At 54.8% G+C, this 16,866-nt stretch carries 12 protein-coding genes and 3 tRNA genes; 5 read left to right on the top strand and 10 right to left on the bottom strand.

Going from position 1 to position 16,866, the window contains the following annotated elements; translation table 11 throughout:
• Positions 1-94 precede the first annotated feature (94 nt).
• From miaA to nnr, 5 genes are read right to left on the bottom strand one after another with little or no spacing between them, the layout of a single operon-like run.
• Complete coding sequence (gene miaA / locus LBW88_RS20495) at positions 95-1,036, bottom strand: tRNA (adenosine(37)-N6)-dimethylallyltransferase MiaA (RefSeq protein ID WP_224933994.1); 942 nt, start codon at positions 1,034-1,036, stop codon at positions 95-97.
• Positions 1,029-2,885: a DNA mismatch repair endonuclease MutL gene (gene mutL / locus LBW88_RS20500; protein ID WP_224933995.1), complete on the bottom strand. Its 1,857-nt coding sequence runs from the start codon at positions 2,883-2,885 to the stop codon at positions 1,029-1,031. The genes miaA and mutL overlap by 8 nt, the downstream gene beginning before the upstream one ends.
• 42 nt (positions 2,886-2,927) lie before the next feature.
• Positions 2,928-4,577 (bottom strand): N-acetylmuramoyl-L-alanine amidase AmiB, encoded by a 1,650-nt coding sequence (gene amiB, locus LBW88_RS20505; protein WP_224933996.1) that lies wholly within the window; start codon positions 4,575-4,577, stop codon positions 2,928-2,930.
• Positions 4,574-5,050, bottom strand: coding sequence for a tRNA (adenosine(37)-N6)-threonylcarbamoyltransferase complex ATPase subunit type 1 TsaE (gene tsaE / locus LBW88_RS20510; protein ID WP_034829377.1), 477 nt, complete (start codon positions 5,048-5,050; stop codon positions 4,574-4,576). The genes amiB and tsaE overlap by 4 nt, the downstream gene beginning before the upstream one ends.
• 3 nt (positions 5,051-5,053) lie before the next feature.
• On the bottom strand, positions 5,054-6,571 hold the full coding sequence (nnr, locus tag LBW88_RS20515) for a bifunctional ADP-dependent NAD(P)H-hydrate dehydratase/NAD(P)H-hydrate epimerase (RefSeq protein WP_224933997.1): 1,518 nt from the start codon (positions 6,569-6,571) through the stop codon (positions 5,054-5,056).
• Here nnr and queG point away from each other — a divergent pair.
• Entirely contained in the window at positions 6,570-7,709 is a 1,140-nt protein-coding gene (gene queG / locus LBW88_RS20520) for a tRNA epoxyqueuosine(34) reductase QueG (protein WP_224933998.1), read from the top strand. The two genes, nnr and queG, sit on opposite strands and share 2 nt — an antisense overlap.
• Positions 7,710-8,144: 435 nt before the next feature.
• Here queG and LBW88_RS20525 read toward each other — a convergent pair.
• The 4 genes from LBW88_RS20525 to orn all read right to left on the bottom strand — a co-directional run bounded on the left by LBW88_RS20525 (position 8,145) and on the right by orn (position 9,268).
• A tRNA-Gly gene (locus LBW88_RS20525) sits at positions 8,145-8,220 on the bottom strand.
• Positions 8,221-8,250: 30 nt separating this feature from the next.
• Positions 8,251-8,326: transfer RNA gene (locus tag LBW88_RS20530), tRNA-Gly, on the bottom strand.
• A 24-nt stretch (positions 8,327-8,350) separates the two neighbouring features.
• Positions 8,351-8,426: transfer RNA gene (locus LBW88_RS20535), tRNA-Gly, on the bottom strand.
• A gap of 293 nt (positions 8,427-8,719) precedes the next feature.
• Complete coding sequence (orn, locus tag LBW88_RS20540; RefSeq protein ID WP_224933999.1) at positions 8,720-9,268, bottom strand: oligoribonuclease; 549 nt, start codon at positions 9,266-9,268, stop codon at positions 8,720-8,722.
• A 103-nt stretch (positions 9,269-9,371) separates the two neighbouring features.
• Between orn and rsgA the strand changes: the two genes are divergently transcribed.
• From rsgA to mscM, 3 genes are all read left to right on the top strand, one after another.
• Positions 9,372-10,418 (top strand): small ribosomal subunit biogenesis GTPase RsgA, encoded by a 1,047-nt coding sequence (gene rsgA / locus LBW88_RS20545; protein ID WP_224934000.1) that lies wholly within the window; start codon positions 9,372-9,374, stop codon positions 10,416-10,418.
• A gap of 93 nt (positions 10,419-10,511) precedes the next feature.
• On the top strand, positions 10,512-11,408 hold the full coding sequence (gene asd, locus LBW88_RS20550; protein WP_224934001.1) for an archaetidylserine decarboxylase: 897 nt from the start codon (positions 10,512-10,514) through the stop codon (positions 11,406-11,408).
• Positions 11,409-11,422: 14 nt separating this feature from the next.
• Positions 11,423-14,758 carry a miniconductance mechanosensitive channel MscM gene (gene mscM / locus LBW88_RS20555; RefSeq protein ID WP_224934002.1) on the top strand — a complete coding sequence of 1,112 codons (3,336 nt, stop codon included), beginning with the start codon at positions 11,423-11,425 and terminating at the stop codon, positions 14,756-14,758.
• A 46-nt stretch (positions 14,759-14,804) separates the two neighbouring features.
• Here mscM and mdh read toward each other — a convergent pair whose 3' ends face one another.
• Positions 14,805-15,740 carry a malate dehydrogenase gene (gene mdh, locus LBW88_RS20560; RefSeq protein ID WP_224934003.1) on the bottom strand — a complete coding sequence of 312 codons (936 nt, stop codon included), beginning with the start codon at positions 15,738-15,740 and terminating at the stop codon, positions 14,805-14,807.
• A gap of 420 nt (positions 15,741-16,160) precedes the next feature.
• On the opposite strand from mdh, the gene argR reads away from it, so the two are divergent.
• Entirely contained in the window at positions 16,161-16,631 is a 471-nt protein-coding gene (gene argR / locus LBW88_RS20565) for a transcriptional regulator ArgR (RefSeq protein ID WP_100703261.1), read from the top strand.
• The last annotated feature ends 235 nt before the right edge of the window (positions 16,632-16,866 follow it).

The following is a 16,866-nucleotide window of genomic DNA, read 5'->3' on the forward strand; positions in this document are numbered from 1 at the left end:
ATGCTTGTTGTTTGTTACTTTAAGAACCGTGGTTCAGAAAAACTGCGTAAAAATTTGCGCACGATAACAGACCAATTGTACACAATCGTCCCTGCTACGCACTAACTACCTGAAGCACCGCATTACGGGCTAATTCTGGCTCGTCACTGTCTAACCAGTGAACGTTGGGCCAGCCACGTAACCAGGTCATCTGGCGTTTAGCGAGCTGCCGGGTGGCGCAAATTCCCCGATAAACCATTTCGTCGTAATCGATTTCACCAGAAAGATAAGACCACATCTGGCGATAACCTACACAACGAATGGAAGGCATATCCGTATGCAAATCACCTCGTGCAAACAGTTCACGAGCCTCCGCTTCAAATCCTGACGCTAGCATCTGGTCGTAACGCAACGCAATGCGTTGATGTATCAGTTCACGACTCGCCGGAGCGATAGCAAACTGGTACACGTCGTAGGGTAACGCTTCGCCGGACGTTTTTGTCAGTTCCGTTAAAGTTTTACCCGAAATAAAAAAAACTTCCAGTGCTCGCGAAAGTCTCTGCGGATCATTCGGATGAATACGACTACCGGCGACCGGATCGATTTCACACAGCTGGCGGTGTAAGGCATCCCACCCTTTCTCCGCCGCCATTTGCTCTATCTGCTGACGCACCTCGGGATCGGCCGAGGGCAACGGCGACAATCCTTCAAGTAACGCCTTGAAGTAGAGCATGGTTCCACCAACAAGCAACGGAATCTTACCCTTCTGGGTAATCTCCGCCATTTCCGCTAGCGCATCGCGACGAAACTCTGCAGCAGAATAAGCTTCCGCTGGGTCGCGAATGTCTAGCAAACGATGGGGCGCCAGTGCTAACTCCTCTGCCGACGGTTTCGCCGTGCCAATATCCATCCCGCGATAGATTAAGGCAGAGTCAACGCTGATAAGTTCCACCGGAAGTTGCTGACGCAGCGAAATCGCTAATGCCGTCTTACCGGAGGCGGTAGGCCCCATCAAAAAAATTGCCTTTGGCCGGCTAGCCTGGTTTAGTTCACTCATGCTTCAACGCGTTAATCGCGCTCTCAATCTCAATGGTCTGTAACAGACCTGAAGGCGGCGACTTGAGCAGATGCGGACAAAGCCTTTCAAGCTCTGCCAGCAGTGCAATCGCCTGCGAGTGATTCCAGTGAGCGTTTTCTGCATCATCACGACGTGCCAGCCATTGGGCCAGCGCCGATGCAGAAACCTCTTGCTGCCGGGCCAGATAGCCTAACAGGTCTGGAATCAAGATTTGTAAATTTTGTGTGCGTAACGGTAAAGGGACAGCGCGCAGGGTGGCGTGCTGACCTTCTCGTTGTAAATCAATGCCCATCAGCCCAAGTAACGCGCTCTGGGCATCAATCACATTCAACTCTTCTTTGGCAATTTTCAGCCGTACCGGGATCAGTAAAGGTTGAGGTTTCAGGCCTTCTTCTCCCGGTTGTAACTGGGCCTGTTTCAGCCAGCGTGAGGCCACACTCAGTGACAACAACTGTAATTGATGACCACGTTCCAGCAGCGCATATTGCTCATGCATCACACTCAGCACGCGGCCAAAACTTTGCGCATGTGCAGCCAACGGGGCTTCTGGTGTTTCAGGCTGACGCACGGGGGCTGGTTGTGGCGTGGTGGCGCGAAGAGTTTCGGCCACAGGCGTTTTCATTAGCTGCTGGTAGGCGGCACCTTCACGTGCGCGATAGACCGGCTCTTTACTCTGCCAGTTGGCTTGTGCGCCACTCGCCGCCGCAACGCCGCTACTGCATGATGTGCTGGCAGGCTGCGCAAAATGATTCGCTCCTGCTGCCTGTCGGTTCTCTGGCTGCCACTTTGGCGCAGGCTCTTCCGCATGTGTGCCAGGTAACTCAGCAGCACGACTCGCCTGCAAAGCGCTCATGACGCCCTGCCAGATGAAATCATGCACCAGGCGTGACTGGTGAAAACGGACTTCGTGCTTGGCGGGATGAACGTTGACATCAACCTGGTGCGGATCGATCTCCAGATACAGCACATAAGCGGGTTGCTGATCTTCACCCAACTGCGTCTGGTACGCTTGCCGAATCGCATGGTTGATTAGCTTGTCACGCATCATGCGGCCATTGACGTAGCAATATTGCAGATCCGTCACCTGGCGTGACCCGGCGGGATCGGCCACCCATCCACGTAACGCCAAATCGTCATGCTGCCAGTCAATGCGCAGTGCATGCTGCATAAAGGTGGTGCCACAGATGGCGCCCAGTCGGCGTTCACGCTGGGCTTCCTGATCCACCGCGCGATACTGGCGAATCATCTTGCCGTTGTGGGTCAGCGAAATCGCCACGTCAAAGCGCGCCAGCGCGATGCGGCGAATCACTTCATCGATATGGGTAAATTCGGTTTTCTCAGTGCGCATAAACTTGCGTCGCGCCGGCGTGTTGTAAAACAGATCGAGCACTTCCAGCGACGTCCCGACAGGATGCGCAGCGGGTTTCACCGTGACATCCATATCACGCCCCTCCGCATAGGCCTGCCAGGCTTCAGTTTGATCTACAGTGCGAGAGGTTAGCGTGAGACGTGAAACTGAACTGATACTGGCGAGGGCTTCGCCGCGAAAACCGAGGCTCATAATCGCCTCAAGATCATCCAGCGAGGCAATTTTACTGGTGGCATGGCGAGCCAGCGCCATGGCCAGTTCGGATTTGTCGATGCCACAGCCGTTGTCGCGGATGCGGATTAATTTCGCGCCACCCTTTTCGATATCAACGTCAATGCGCGTCGCGCCGGCATCAAGACTGTTTTCCACCAGCTCTTTTACGACCGATGCCGGACGCTCAACCACTTCGCCTGCGGCAATCTGGTTCGCCAGCTGCGGCGGTAAAATCTGTATTGGCATGGTGGTGATCCTTTAAAAGGACTGGCGCCGCAGCGCCAGCAATCAGGATTGTGGAATCTTTAAGTTTTGCCCCAGCATCACGTTGCTCGACTTCATATTATTCGCCTGCATGATGGCTTTGGGGCTCACACCATAATGGGCGGCAATGCCGGTGAGCGAGTCACCGCGAACCACTTTGTGTCGCGCGGGGCGACTCGCGGCAGTCACGCTGACGCCTGATTTCGCCGGGACCTTCAGGCGCTGCCCTACCCACACCACATCGCGCTTCAGGCTATTGAGGTCACGCAAGGTTGCCATGCTGACGCCATATTTCTCGGCAATCCCTGACAAGGTCTCACCGCGCGTGACCGTATGCCGCTGCGTGGCGCCAGTGTATTGCACGGTACCAGTTGCCGGGTTGCTGGCAACGCTAACCGCTGGTGCGCTCTCCAGCGGCCGGTTTTCCTCCTTTGGGAGCGATTGCAGCGGATGCGCGAGGAAATAATTACGCAGACCTTTATAAATCGACTGAGCAATCTTCTCCTGATACGCGCTGCTGCCGAGCAGCCGCTCCTCCGCTGCGTTACTGATAAAGCCAGTCTCAACCAGTAAAGAAGGGATATCCGGTGAACGCAACACGCCCAGACTGGCGTGTTCCGGTAAACGTTTATGCAGTGGCGTGATTCCGCGCAGCTGCTGCAATACTTTCACTGCAACGTCATAGCCAACGCGCTGCGAATGGCCGAACTGCAGATCCAACACCGCCTGACTCAGGTAAGGGTCCGCCTGACTGTTTGCCAGCAAATCACCCGCACCGCCCAACAATTCTGACTGCTTCTCTTTCTGTTCCAGCCAATTCGCCATTTCGTTATTGGCGCGGCGGTTCGACAACACCCAAACCGATGCACCCGTCGCCGAATGGTTAGGTGCAGCGTCAGCGTGAATCGATACCAGTAAATTGGCATTCTCTTTACGCGCCACTTCGGAACGGCCCATCACCGAAATAAAGTAGTCGCCGTTACGCGTCAGCACCGGTTTAAACATCGGATCCTGATCCATCAGCGCTTTCAGTTTACGCGCAATGGCAATGGTGACGTTCTTCTCGTGCAAACCGTGTTGGCCAGATGCACCGGGATCCTGACCGCCGTGACCGGCATCAATCGCCACAATCACCGTATCATTACGGGAAACCGCGCCACCCGGACGTACCGTGGTATTGCTACTGGTGACGGCGGTCACCGGATTGCCGTTAAACGGGTTAGCCGCACTTTCGCTTTGGCGGGCAGTGGTCACCGGTGCAGCAGCCGTACTGCGTTTTACCGGTTGCGTACCACGAATGGTAAACACCACGCGATACTGATTGCCGTCACGCTGAGTGGTCGCACGCGTGTGCGCCGCCTGCGTCAGTTCGAACACCAGACGAATACTCTGTTTGTCTTTCGGCTGGCTATTACGGATACGTTGCACGATATTCTCGCCGCTAAAGTTCAGCGGTAAGCCCTTGATCGCACCGCTTTGGCGGATATCCAGCACCACGCGATTGGGGTTGTGCAATGGGAAGAAACCATACACCGGCTGGCCGTTAAAGCTCAGCGTGACGGTTGCCTGGCTGTCACCGTTATCCACTTTGATGTCTGACAAAGTGGCAGATAACGCCGAAGCCGAAACCATGCAGAGCGCAGCCAGCAGAACTCCTTTCATCCATGAAGTCATGCCGATTCCCTGCCTTGCTGGAATTGTGCCAGCAGCGTTTCACCCACCGCAGATACTGCGCTGATCTCCGCTTCTCGCGCCGCGTCCACATAACGCAACGTCAAAGCCAGGTCGGGTTCGGGTAACACACCGGCGCCCTGTTGCGGCCATTCGACCAGACACAATGCATCCCCGCTGAAGTAGTCACGGATCCCCATAAACTCAAGCTCTTCGGGATCGGCCAGGCGATAGAGATCGAAGTGATAAAGCGTACGTGAGCCAAGTTCGTACGGCTCTACCAGCGTATAGGTTGGGCTTTTGACATTACCCTGATGGCCAAGCGCTTGCAAAAAACCACGGCTAAAGGTGGTTTTACCGGCGCCGAGATCGCCATAAAGATAGATAACCAACGCGCTGCTGCAAACGCGGGCCAGTTGCGCACCCAGATTCAGGGTTGCCGCCTCATCGGGCAAAGGGATAACACAGGTCTTCATGCTTTATTGTTGAATCATCTCTGGATTAACAAACTGCCAAAGCAGTTCGAACAAATCAGTGGCTAACATACCGCGCGTGCCACGCTGCCGGGCAACCGCATCTGCCGCTGCACCGTGTGCGACACAGCCCGCGCAGGCTGCCTCAAGTAAAGTCAGTTTCTGGCCCAGCATGGCCGCAATGATACCGCTCAGTACATCGCCCATGCCGCCGGATGCCATGCCCGCATTGCCTACATCGGCAATCGCGATGTCACCCGCCGCGCTGGCAATCATCGTGCCCGCACCTTTTAGCACCACCACACCGCCGTAGCGTTTGGCAAGAGTTTGCGCCGCATGTAAGCGATCGCACTCGATCTCACTGGTCTTAACGCCCAATAGCCGTGCGGCCTCGCCAGGATGGGGTGTAATGATGCGATTCTGACGGTAATCCGGCTTGATTGCCAGCAGGTTAAGCGCATCAGCATCCCAAAGCATCGGCTTTTCACTGGCCGCGACTTTTTTCAGTGCCTTCTGAGCCCAATCACGTTGTCCCAGCCCAGGTCCGATAGCGATCACGTCCGCCCATTGCAGGGCCTGTTCCAGCGTTTCTTCACTCAGCTTGTCGACCATGAGCTCCGGCCGGGCTGTCAGAATCGGACCGATATTATCTTCATGCGTGAGCACACGCACAAGCCCAGCGCCACTGCGCAGCGCCGCTTCCGCCGTCATTCGGATCGCCCCGGCAGTGCCGGTATCCCCTCCCACCACCACTAAACGTCCATGATCGCCTTTATGCGAGGTGGCTTTGCGTGGTTTCAACCAATGCGTAAGATCAGCCGCATCGTAGCGTTGGATGGCGGCCGTTTCACCCGCGAGGAAGGCACCTAGCCCTAACGCATCACAATGCAAACGACCCACGTAATCGCGAGCTTTGCCGGTTAACAGCCCCGGTTTCAGCACAATCATGCTAAGGGTGTCATCCGCGATGATGGCATTGCCTGGCGTGGTGCCGGTGGCGGCATCCAATCCCGAAGGAATATCTATCGCGAATATCGGTGCAGCATGCGCGTTGGCCAGCTCAATCAGCTCAGCGTAAGGCGCGGCGGGCGCACGATTGATGCCGGTGCCCAGCAATGCATCGATGATCACATCACTCTTTTCCGGCCATGGCGCATCTGGTGCATGAATTACGCCCCCCGCCGCCAGCCAGGCTTCTTGCGCCTGCTGCGCTTCCTCCGGCAGCGGCCTGTTGCCGTTACACGCCAGCAACGTCACATTTAGCCCCGCAGCCTGCGCCAGTCGCGCCACCACATAGCCATCGCCCCCGTTATTACCGTGCCCGCACAGAATCAGCCAATGCTGCGCCTGAGGCCATTGCGCCCGCACCCGCTCATAGCTCGCCTGCCCCGCGCGCAGCATCAATTCATACAAGGTCAAGCCCAGGCTATCCGCCGCATCGCGCTCCAGTTGCCCTATCGCCTGCGCAGGCCAGACAGAGTGTGGTAAACTGCGCGGGTTTGCTTCAATTGCCTGGTTTCTCATGTCATACCCTCTCGATCTTCAACAGCTTGCCCACCAAATTAAACAGTGGGGGCGCGAACTCGGCTTTCAGCAGGTTGGTATTTGCGATACCGATCTTAGCGCTGAAGAGCCCAAATTACAGGACTGGCTGGAGAAGCAGTATCACGGAGAGATGGACTGGATGGCGCGCCACGGCATGATGCGTGCGCGTCCGCATGAACTCCTGCCCGGCACACTGCGCGTGATCAGCGTGCGCATGAACTACCTTCCGGCCAAAGCGGCGTTTGCCAGCACCTTAAAAAATCCACAGTTGGGCTATGTCAGCCGTTATGCGCTGGGCCGCGATTATCACAAAGTATTGCGCAATCGCCTGAAAAAGCTTGGAGAAATGATTCAGGCCCATTGCGGTGAACTCAATTTCCGCCCGTTTGTGGATTCTGCACCGATTCTGGAACGCCCGATTGCCGCCAAAGCAGGATTGGGCTGGACCGGTAAACACTCGCTTATTCTCAACCGCGAGGCGGGTTCCTGGTTCTTTCTTGGCGAGCTGTTGATTGATTTACCGCTGCCGGTCGATCAACCGCAAGAGGAACAGTGCGGCCGCTGCGTCGCTTGCATTACCATTTGCCCCACCTCCGCCATTGTCGAACCCTATGTGGTCGATGCGCGGCGCTGTATTTCCTATCTCACCATCGAATTGGAAGGCGCGATCCCTGAAGAGTTCCGTCCGCTGATTGGCAATCGCATCTACGGCTGTGACGATTGCCAGCTTATCTGCCCGTGGAATCGTTATGGTCAGTTAACAGATGAAGATGATTTCTCGCCGCGTGCGGTGCTGCATGCTCCGCCGTTAGTGGATCTTTTTAAGTGGGACGAAGCGAAGTTCTTGCGCGTCACTGAAGGCTCTGCGATTCGACGTATCGGTCACCTGCGCTGGCTGAGGAATATCGCGGTGGCATTGGGCAATGCGCCCTGGGCAGAAGAAAATCTGGTGACGTTGCAAATGCGCAGCGGTGAACACGCCATGCTGGATGAGCATATTGATTGGGCCATCGCGCAGCAATTAGAGAGGCGTGCGGCACAGGGCGTGGATGTTCAGCCCGCGAAGAAACAGCGCTTAGTGCGCGCCGTCGAGAAAGGCCTGGCACGTGATGCGTGATTAACCAATCGCGCAGGATAAAATCCTTTTCCACATGCTGTGAATAAAATTATAGAGCCGAATAGTGACGGGGATCATTATATCGTCTAGCAAGACTATTCACAGACTGAAATACCTTTAAGGCATTAAAAATCAATGAGTTAAATGATTACTGTAAACATTTAAGTAGAATATAGCGCGCAGGGGCTTGTCCAGAGCTTGTGGATAACTCTGTTCAAAACAGTTTTGCAGATAGGGTAAAACGCCGTCAGCACGTTGCAGGCGCATTGTGGATAACCTGTAAGATAACTGCAACAGACTACAGGCATCATTGGTGCTAACAAGGAACGCAAAATTAACAGAAAGAAAACCAGGCCGCATGAGATCGATTAAGACTGCAGCAGTTTTAAGTCTGATTACGTCCGAGGGCAAATAACATTAGTGAATATGAAAATCTGGAGCGGGAAACGAGACTCGAACTCGCGACCCCGACCTTGGCAAGGTCGTGCTCTACCAACTGAGCTATTCCCGCAAAGAGGTTACTACTAACTAAAACAGATTTTGGAGCGGGAAACGAGACTCGAACTCGCGACCCCGACCTTGGCAAGGTCGTGCTCTACCAACTGAGCTATTCCCGCAAAGAGGTTACTGCTAACGAAGTTTGGAGCGGGAAACGAGACTCGAACTCGCGACCCCGACCTTGGCAAGGTCGTGCTCTACCAACTGAGCTATTCCCGCATAATCTTCGTCTTTCAATTTGCTGCTGCGTTAGCTTCCTTCACTCACACAGGTCACTTACTGACGTAAGCTCTCTGTAATTCGTTCAGTTGCTGCCTTGCCGCAAACCGAAATACTTGATTCTGGAACTTCGTGTTACTGCTGCGCACCGTTGTAAATTCTTCACCGGTACGGGGTGCGCATTATACGAGAAATCCTTTCAGTCGCAAGAGTCTAAAAGCAAAATTTTGCGCTTTCAGTGCGTTTGCTGCTTTAATCAGCAACCTGATGATTTCCTGCGCACCCTTAGCCGATTAAAGCTGCAAGAAGTGTTCGCGATAGTACGCCAACTCGGCAACGGACTCGCGGATATCATCCAGCGCCTGGTGGCTCCCCGCTTTTTTGAAGCCTGGCAGGATATCGGGTTTCCAGCGACGCGCCAGTTCTTTCAGCGTGCTGACATCCAGATAACGGTAATGGAAATAGGCTTCCAGCTCCGGCATGTATTTGAATAAGAAACGGCGATCCTGCCCAATGCTGTTGCCGCAGATCGGCGAAGTATTCGCAGGTACCCACTGTTTCAAGAACTCAATCGTCGCCAGCTCCGCTTCACGATCGCCATACTGGCTAGCCTTAACGCGCTCCACCAGACCGCTATTCGTGTGCGTGCGCACATTCCACTCATCCATCAATGCCAGCTGATCATCAGACTGATGTACAGCGAACACCGGGCCTTCTGCCAGGATGTTAAGATTGGCATCGGTGACGATCGTGGCGATCTCAATAATGCGATCCTGCTCCGGATCCAATCCGGTCATTTCCAGGTCGATCCAAATCAGATTATTTTCATTTCCAGCTGTCATGCGTTTCCCGCCTGTTGCCAAAGTCGTCATTACACTCGTTTCAGGTGTATCATAGACGTTTTGCCCAGCGGGGCGAAGCCTGGCGAAAGCCGTGAGAGGATGCGTGAGCAAAAATAAACTGTCGAAGGGTCAACAACGTCGCGTAAGCGCTAACCATCAGCGTCGTCTGCAGCAACGGAACGAAAAGCCGGAACCGGATGACAACCTGTTTGGAGAAGTGAGCGAAGGCGTCGTGATCAGTCGCTTCGGCATGCACGCAGACGTGGAAGATGGCGTGGGCGAAGTGCACCGATGTAATATCCGCCGCACCATCCGCTCGCTGGTCACCGGCGACCGTGTGCTGTGGCGTGCGGCCATTGGCGGCGGTAAAGGTATCGTGGAAGCGGTTCACGATCGTAAAACGGTGCTGACCCGTCCGGATTTCTATGACGGCGTGAAACCTATCGCGGCCAATATCGATCAGATCATTATTGTGTCGGCGATCCTGCCGGAGCTGTCGCTGAATATTATCGATCGTTATCTGGTGGCCAGCGAGACCCTCGGGGTCGAACCGTTGCTGGTGCTGAATAAAACCGATCTGCTCGACAAAGAGGCGCGTGCATTTGTCGACAAGCAGATGGATATCTATCGCAAAATTGGCTATCGCGTGTTGATGGTTTCAAGCCGCGCCAAAGATGGCCTGGCAGAATTGGAGCAGGCCTTAACCGATCGCGTGAGCATTTTTGCCGGTCAATCTGGCGTGGGTAAATCCAGTTTGCTGAACAACCTGTTGGGACTGGATTTGGCAGGCGATGAGATTCTGACTAATGATGTGTCGGATAATTCGGGTCTCGGCCAGCACACCACCACCGCTTCACGCCTCTATCACTTCCCGCACGGCGGCGATGTGATCGATTCTCCAGGCGTACGTGAATTCGGTTTATGGCATCTGGAGCCGGAACAAATCACCCGCGGATTTGTCGAATTCCGTGAGTTTCTCGGCGGTTGCCGATTCCGCGACTGCAAGCATGATACCGATCCCGGCTGTGCCATTCGCGAAGCGGTAGAGGAAGGGACGATTAATCGCTCGCGCTTCGATAACTACCACCGGATTCTGGAGAGTATGGCGCAGGTAAAAACGCGTAAAAACTTTTCCGCCAGCGAAGATTAACGGGTACAACGGCACATTCGCCAACTGACCGGGGCGCTGCTACAATCCGCCCCCTTTTGTGTAAACCAAGCGTAATTAAGCCAGGAGGCAACGGTGTTTGATCGTTTTAAACTCGGCCTGAATCATATTCTGCCTAAAAAAGGGCTGACCGAACTTGCTGGCTGGGGCGCCAGTCGTCGCGGTGGCTGGCTGACCAAAGCGGTCATCGACATGTTTGTCTGGTACTACAAAGTGGATATGGCGGAAGCCAGCAAACCCCATACCGGTAGCTATCGCACTTTCAATGACTTCTTCGTACGTCCTTTAAAAGAGGGTGCGCGTCCAATTGATCCCGATGCGACCCTGCTGGCGCTGCCTGCTGATGGTGCAGTGAGCCAGTTAGGCCATATCGAAGGCGATCAGATCTTCCAGGCGAAAGGCCATTACTATTCATTGCAAGCCTTGCTGGCCGGTAACGACGATCTGGCGGAAAAATTTGTCGATGGTGAATTCATCACCACCTATCTTGCCCCGCGCGATTACCACCGCGTACATATGCCTTGTAACGGCATTCTGCGCGAAATGATTTATGTGCCGGGCGATCTTTACTCCGTCAACCCGCTGACAGCACGTAACATCCCGAACCTGTTTGCACGCAATGAGCGTGTGATCTGCGTCTTCGATACCGATCATGGCCCGATGGTGCAGATTCTGGTGGGTGCGACCATTGTTGGCAGCATCGAAACCGTGTGGGCGGGCACCATTACGCCACCACGCGAAGGCGTGATCAAACGCTGGCGTTATCCATCAGCGGATCATGACGGTGCCGTTGTGCTGCTGAAAGGTCAGGAGATGGGCCGTTTCAAACTCGGTTCAACGGTGATTAACCTGTTCGCACCGGGCCGCGTGAAGCTGGCGGAAAGTCTCGAAGCTGAGAGCAAAACCCGTCTTGGCCAACCGCTGGCGATTGCCCTGCCGCAGCCCGGCGACAGCGCCCCGCTCGCTGAATAACCGGAACCTATCCCGTGCGCGTTTTTCTCTCTCTGCTGCTGAGCCTGGTGCTCAGCAGTTCTGTATTTGCAGCCACCGTTCCTCCCGCAAGCCAGCTTAAGCAAGAGCTGGAGACGGCCAAATCTGCCAAAGCCTCTCCTGCACAAGCCGAGCAAGTTCAGGCCATTGAAGCGGCGATCAACTTCCTCTCTGAGCGTGATGAATCGCTGGAGCGTGCGAAACAGTATCAGCAGGTGATTGATGATTTCCCGCGGCTGGCCCGTGAACTGCGTCAGCAGATCGCCACGCTGACCGACAGCAGCAAAACGGTGCGCAATAACATGAGCAGCGCCGAGCTGGATCAGGAAATCCTGCAAATCAGTAGCCAGCTGCTGGAAGAGGGCCGCCAGGCGCAGCAAGAGCAGGATCGCGCACGAGAGATCAGCGATTCACTTTCACAGCTACCACAGCAGCAGACTGACGCACGTCGGGCGATGACCGAGAGCGATCGCCGCGCTCAGGGCTTTTCAGCGGCCGCCACGCCGCTGGCTCAGGCGCAGATTTATGCCCGCCTGGCGGAGAATGCCGCCAATAAAGCGCGTGTCGATGAGTTAGAACTGGCACAGCTCTCCGCCAATAATCGCCAGGAGCTGGCGCGCATGCGGGCTGAAGTGCATCAGCGTAAAGCCACGCAGCTGGATAACTACCTGCAATCGCTGCGCAATCAGCTTAATAATCAGCGTCAGCGGGAAGCGGAACTCGCGCTGGAGCGCACCGAACAGCTGGCGGAAAACAGCGGCGATTTACCGGCTTCGATCAGCGATCAATTCCGCGTGAACCGTGAGCTATCAGCCGACCTGAATGCGCAAGCTCAGCGTATGGATTTGGTCGCCTCGCAACAACGGCTGGCCACCAATCAAACGCTGCAGGTGCGTCAGGCGCTCAGCACGCTACGCGAGCAGTCACAATGGCTGGGCGCATCGAATCTGTTGGGTGAAGCTTTGCGTGCCCAGGTCGCCAGACTGCCGGATATGCCGAAGTCGCAGCAGATCGACAGTGAGATGGGCCAACTGCGCGTACAGCGACTGCATTATGAAGATTTGCTGGAGCGGCAAAAGGATCTGCGCAAAGAGAAGCAGGACGATGGCACGCCGTTTACCAGCGAGCAAACCCGTATTCTCGATGCCCAGCTGAAAACCCAGCGCGAGCTGCTCAATTCACTGATCTCCGGCTGCGATACATTGATTCTGGAAATCACCAAGCTGAAGGTGTCGAACACGCAGTTACAGGACGCGCTGGGCGAAGTGAAAGAAGCTACGCACCGTTATCTGTTCTGGACGGCGGATGTCAGCGCCATCGATTTGAAGTATCCGATTGACGTGGCGCGTGACTTAACTCGTCTGCTGTCGCTGGACACCTTAGGGCAACTCGGTAAAGCGCTGGCGATGATGTTTACCAGCAAAGAAACCGTGGTGCCGATTATTGGCGCGGTGCTTCTGGTAGGCTTCAGTATCAGCTCGCGTCGTCATTTCAATGACTTTATGGCACGCTCCGCCAGCAAGGTTGGGAAAGTCACTCAGGATCGCTTTAGCCTGACGCTGCGCACGGTGTTCTGGTCGATCCTGGTCGCCGTGCCGCTGCCGGTGCTGTGGGCCGCGCTGGGCTTTGGCTTACAGCACGCCTGGCCTTATCCGTTCGCCGTTGCCATTGGTGATGGCATCACCGCCACCCTGCCCCTGCTGTGGGCCTTTATGATCAGCGCCGCCTTTGCGCGTCATGATGGGCTGTTTGTGGTGCACTTCCGCTGGCCACAGGCGCGCGTGGCGCGTGCCATGCGTTACTACTCGCTCACGGTTGGCCTGATTGTGCCGCTGATCATGCTGTTGATTGCCTTTGCCAATCTGGACGATCCGCAGTTCTCCGGCACGCTCGGCCGACTGTGCTTTATCCTGATTTGCGGCGCGTTAAGTATTGTCACCGTCAGCCTGAAACGTGCAGGGATTCCGCTGTATCTGGATAAAGAGGGCAATGGCGACAACTTCATTAACCGCATTCTGTGGAACCTGATGATTGCCATTCCGCTGGTGGCGGCGCTCGCTTCCTGCATTGGTTATCTGGCGACCGCTCAGGCTCTGCTGGCACGTCTGGAAACATCGGTGGGCATTTGGTTCTTCCTGCTGGTGATTTATCACATTATTCGCCGCTGGATGCTGATCCAACGTCGCCGCATCGCCTTTGACCGCGCCCGTCAACGCCGTGCCGATATGCTGGCGAACCGTGCACGCAGCGAAGAAGAGAAAGATCAACAAACGCCCGCCAACGCCGATACCATCGAAATTGAAGAGCCGAGCCTGGATTTGGATGAGATCAGCGCGCAGTCATTGCGTTTGGTGCGCTCCATTCTGACGTTGATTGCGCTGGTGTCGGTGATTGTGCTGTGGTCGGAAATTCACTCGGCCTTTAGCTTCCTCGACAATATCCCGCTGTGGGATGCCAGCACCACGGTGCAGGGTGTCGAAAGCGTACAGCCGATAACGCTGGGTGCGGTGCTGATTGCCATCCTGGTGTTCATTATTACCACCCAGCTGGTGCGCAACATGCCTGCCCTGCTGGAACTGGCACTGCTACAACACATCAGCCTGACGCCCGGCACCGGTTACGCTATTACCACCCTGACCAAATACGTACTGATGTTGATTGGCGGGTTAGTCGGCTTCTCGATTATTGGCGTTGAGTGGGCAAAACTGCAGTGGCTGGTGGCGGCATTAGGTCTGGGACTGGGCTTTGGTATGCAGGAGATCTTCGCCAACTTTATTTCTGGTCTGATTATCCTGTTCGAAAAGCCGATTCGTATTGGTGATACCGTGACCATTCGCGATTTGACCGGCAGCATAACCCGCATCAATACCCGCGCCACGACGATTACCGACTGGGACCGTAAAGAGATCATCGTGCCGAATAAGGCCTTTATCACTGAGCAATTCGTTAACTGGTCGCTGTCAGATTCCGTCACGCGCGTAGTGCTGACCATCCCGGCCCCGGCGCACGTTAACAGTGATGAAGTCACCAACATTCTTAAACAGGCTGCCGAGCGCTGCACCTACGTGCTGGATATGCCCGCACCGGATGTGTTCCTGGTAGATTTGCAGCAAGGTATTCAGCTGTTTGAACTGCGTGTGCACGCTGCCGAGATGGGTCACCGCATGCCACTGCGTCATGAGCTGCATCAGTTGATTTTACGTGGCTTTGAAGAGCACGGTATTGAGATGCCGTTCCCACCGTTCCAGGTGCGTATGGAAACGCTGGGACGTAAAACGCCGGCGGGCAATGGATCACCGTCCAGCCAGACTTTCAAATCTGGCGGCTTATAAACGACAACGCCCGGCAATCACCGGGCGTTGTTTTTTCTGCTGGGCGTTACTTCACAAACTCTTCGCCCTGCGCGATATCTTTCTTCAGCGTCTCCAGCATGCCGCTGAGCGCCTGCTGTTCAAACGCACTCAAAGGCCCCAACGGGCGACGTTCCACGATACCGTTCTTGCCGATCAGCAGCGGCTGTGAGAAGAAGCGCGCATATTCGCCATCGCCTTCAACATAAGCGCATTCCACGACGTTGGCTTCGCCCTGTAACGCACGCACCAGTGAGAGTCCAAAGCGCGCCGCAGCCTGCCCCATGGACAAGGTCGCCGATCCGCCACCGGCTTTGGCTTCCACTACTTCCGTGCCGGCGTTTTGAATACGTTTGGTGAGGTCAGCCACTTCCTGTTCACTGAAGCTGATGCCTTTAACCTGCGACAGCAGCGGTAAAATCGTCACGCCTGAGTGACCGCCCACCACCGGAACCTCGATCTCAGTTGGCTGTTTGCCTTTGAGCGCTGCGACAAAAGTATTGGCGCGGATGATGTCGAGGGTAGAAATACCAAACAGGCGGTTCTTGTCGTACACACCCGCTTTTTTCAGCACTTCAGCCGCAATGGCCACCGTGGTGTTAACCGGATTGGTGATGACGCCGATCAGCGCTTTCGGCGCGGTGCTGGCAACCTGTTCGATGAGGTTTCGCACAATGCCCGCGTTGACGTTAAACAGGTCGGCGCGATCCATGCCGGGTTTACGTGCCACACCAGCAGAAATCAGCACAATATCTGCCCCATGCAGCGCAGGTGTCGCATCTTCGCCGCTAAACCCTTCTACCTTTACGGCGGTGGGAATATGGCTGAGATCGACCGCCACACCTGGCGTGACCGGAGCGATATCATAAAGTGAGAGAGCGGAACCTGCGGGTAATTGAGTCTTGAGCAGCAGTGCGAGCGCCTGGCCGATACCACCGGCTGCACCGAGAACGGCAACTTTCATCCTGAACTCCTTATGAAGGTGGGGCAGAGATATGCCGAAAATCCATCAGGTTACGAGTTTAATCAACTTCTCAGGCGATAGCGACAAACCTGTCGCGCAATAACATGACGCCGCAATCGGCTCCCGAGACATCTCCACTTCAGAAGTCGCCTGAATGATACAATCGCAGCCAGAAAACAATGGACGGCAATGATCATCGATATAGTTGTTACCACTTCAATACTATAACAACATTGCAACCTTCGCTTTGCGCGTCAGCCCGCGATTTTGGCGCAACACAAAACTCTGCTATAATGCCGCTCCGCAGTTGATTAGCGCGATTCTCTCACTACGCTTATTGCATAAAAATTCATCTAAATGCATAATAATTTATCTGCCGCTGGCCTGTTGCCTGCTGCACCCCTCTTTTATTGGTAGCTTATGCGAAACCCATCAAAACAAGACGACTTGATCAAAGCGTTCAAAGCGTTATTAAAAGAAGAAAAATTCAGCTCTCAGGGCGAAATCGTGCAGGCGCTGCAGGAAGACGGCTTCGAGAACATCAACCAGTCAAAAGTTTCTCGTATGCTGACCAAGTTTGGTGCCGTGCGCACCCGCAATGCCAAAATGGAAATGGTGTATTGCTTGCCAGCTGAGCTTGGCGTGCCGACCACCACCAGCCCATTGAAGAATCTGGTGCTGGATATCGATTACAATGACGCCCTGGTCGTGATTCACACCAGCCCCGGTGCCGCGCAGTTGATTGCACGCCTGCTGGATTCGCTTGGTAAAGCAGAAGGTATTCTCGGTACCATCGCCGGTGATGACACCATCTTTATCACTCCCGCGCGCAATTTCTCCGTGAAACAGCTGCACGATGCCGTGCTGGTTTTATTCGAACAGGAACTATAAAACCCTGCTCTTAACCGGCAGTTCATCTGCCGGTAACAACCTTCATTACTGACACGTTTCCCGCCACGCTTGTTACAAAATCCTTTGTTAATAATAAGTTATCTATATAGCTGCCGGTTCTGCACCCGGTAAAATATTGGTACGACCTTTTCCCCTGCTTAACCATTAGCGCTATTTTACACTGCTTTACATATTGTGCTCAGTGGTTATCGCTTCCTATTTCGTATCAGCCAGC

This window comes from Pantoea sp. alder81, from assembly GCF_020179835.1.
In the GTDB taxonomy this organism is placed as follows: Bacteria; Pseudomonadota; Gammaproteobacteria; order Enterobacterales; family Enterobacteriaceae; genus Pantoea.

Bases quoted from the DNA above. Each gene is read 5' to 3' on its own strand.
- miaA (WP_224933994.1), bottom strand. From the start codon at position 1,036: ATGAGTGAACTAAACCAGGCTAGCCGGCCAAAGGCAATTTTTTTGATG.
- mutL (WP_224933995.1), bottom strand. From the start codon at position 2,885: ATGCCAATACAGATTTTACCGCCGCAGCTGGCGAACCAGATTGCCGCA.
- amiB (WP_224933996.1), bottom strand. From the start codon at position 4,577: ATGACTTCATGGATGAAAGGAGTTCTGCTGGCTGCGCTCTGCATGGTT.
- tsaE (WP_034829377.1), bottom strand. From the start codon at position 5,050: ATGAAGACCTGTGTTATCCCTTTGCCCGATGAGGCGGCAACCCTGAAT.
- queG (WP_224933998.1), top strand. From the start codon at position 6,570: ATGTCATACCCTCTCGATCTTCAACAGCTTGCCCACCAAATTAAACAG.
- nnr (WP_224933997.1), bottom strand. From the start codon at position 6,571: ATGAGAAACCAGGCAATTGAAGCAAACCCGCGCAGTTTACCACACTCT.
- orn (WP_224933999.1), bottom strand. From the start codon at position 9,268: ATGACAGCTGGAAATGAAAATAATCTGATTTGGATCGACCTGGAAATG.
- mdh (WP_224934003.1), bottom strand. From the start codon at position 15,740: ATGAAAGTTGCCGTTCTCGGTGCAGCCGGTGGTATCGGCCAGGCGCTC.
- argR (WP_100703261.1), top strand. From the start codon at position 16,161: ATGCGAAACCCATCAAAACAAGACGACTTGATCAAAGCGTTCAAAGCG.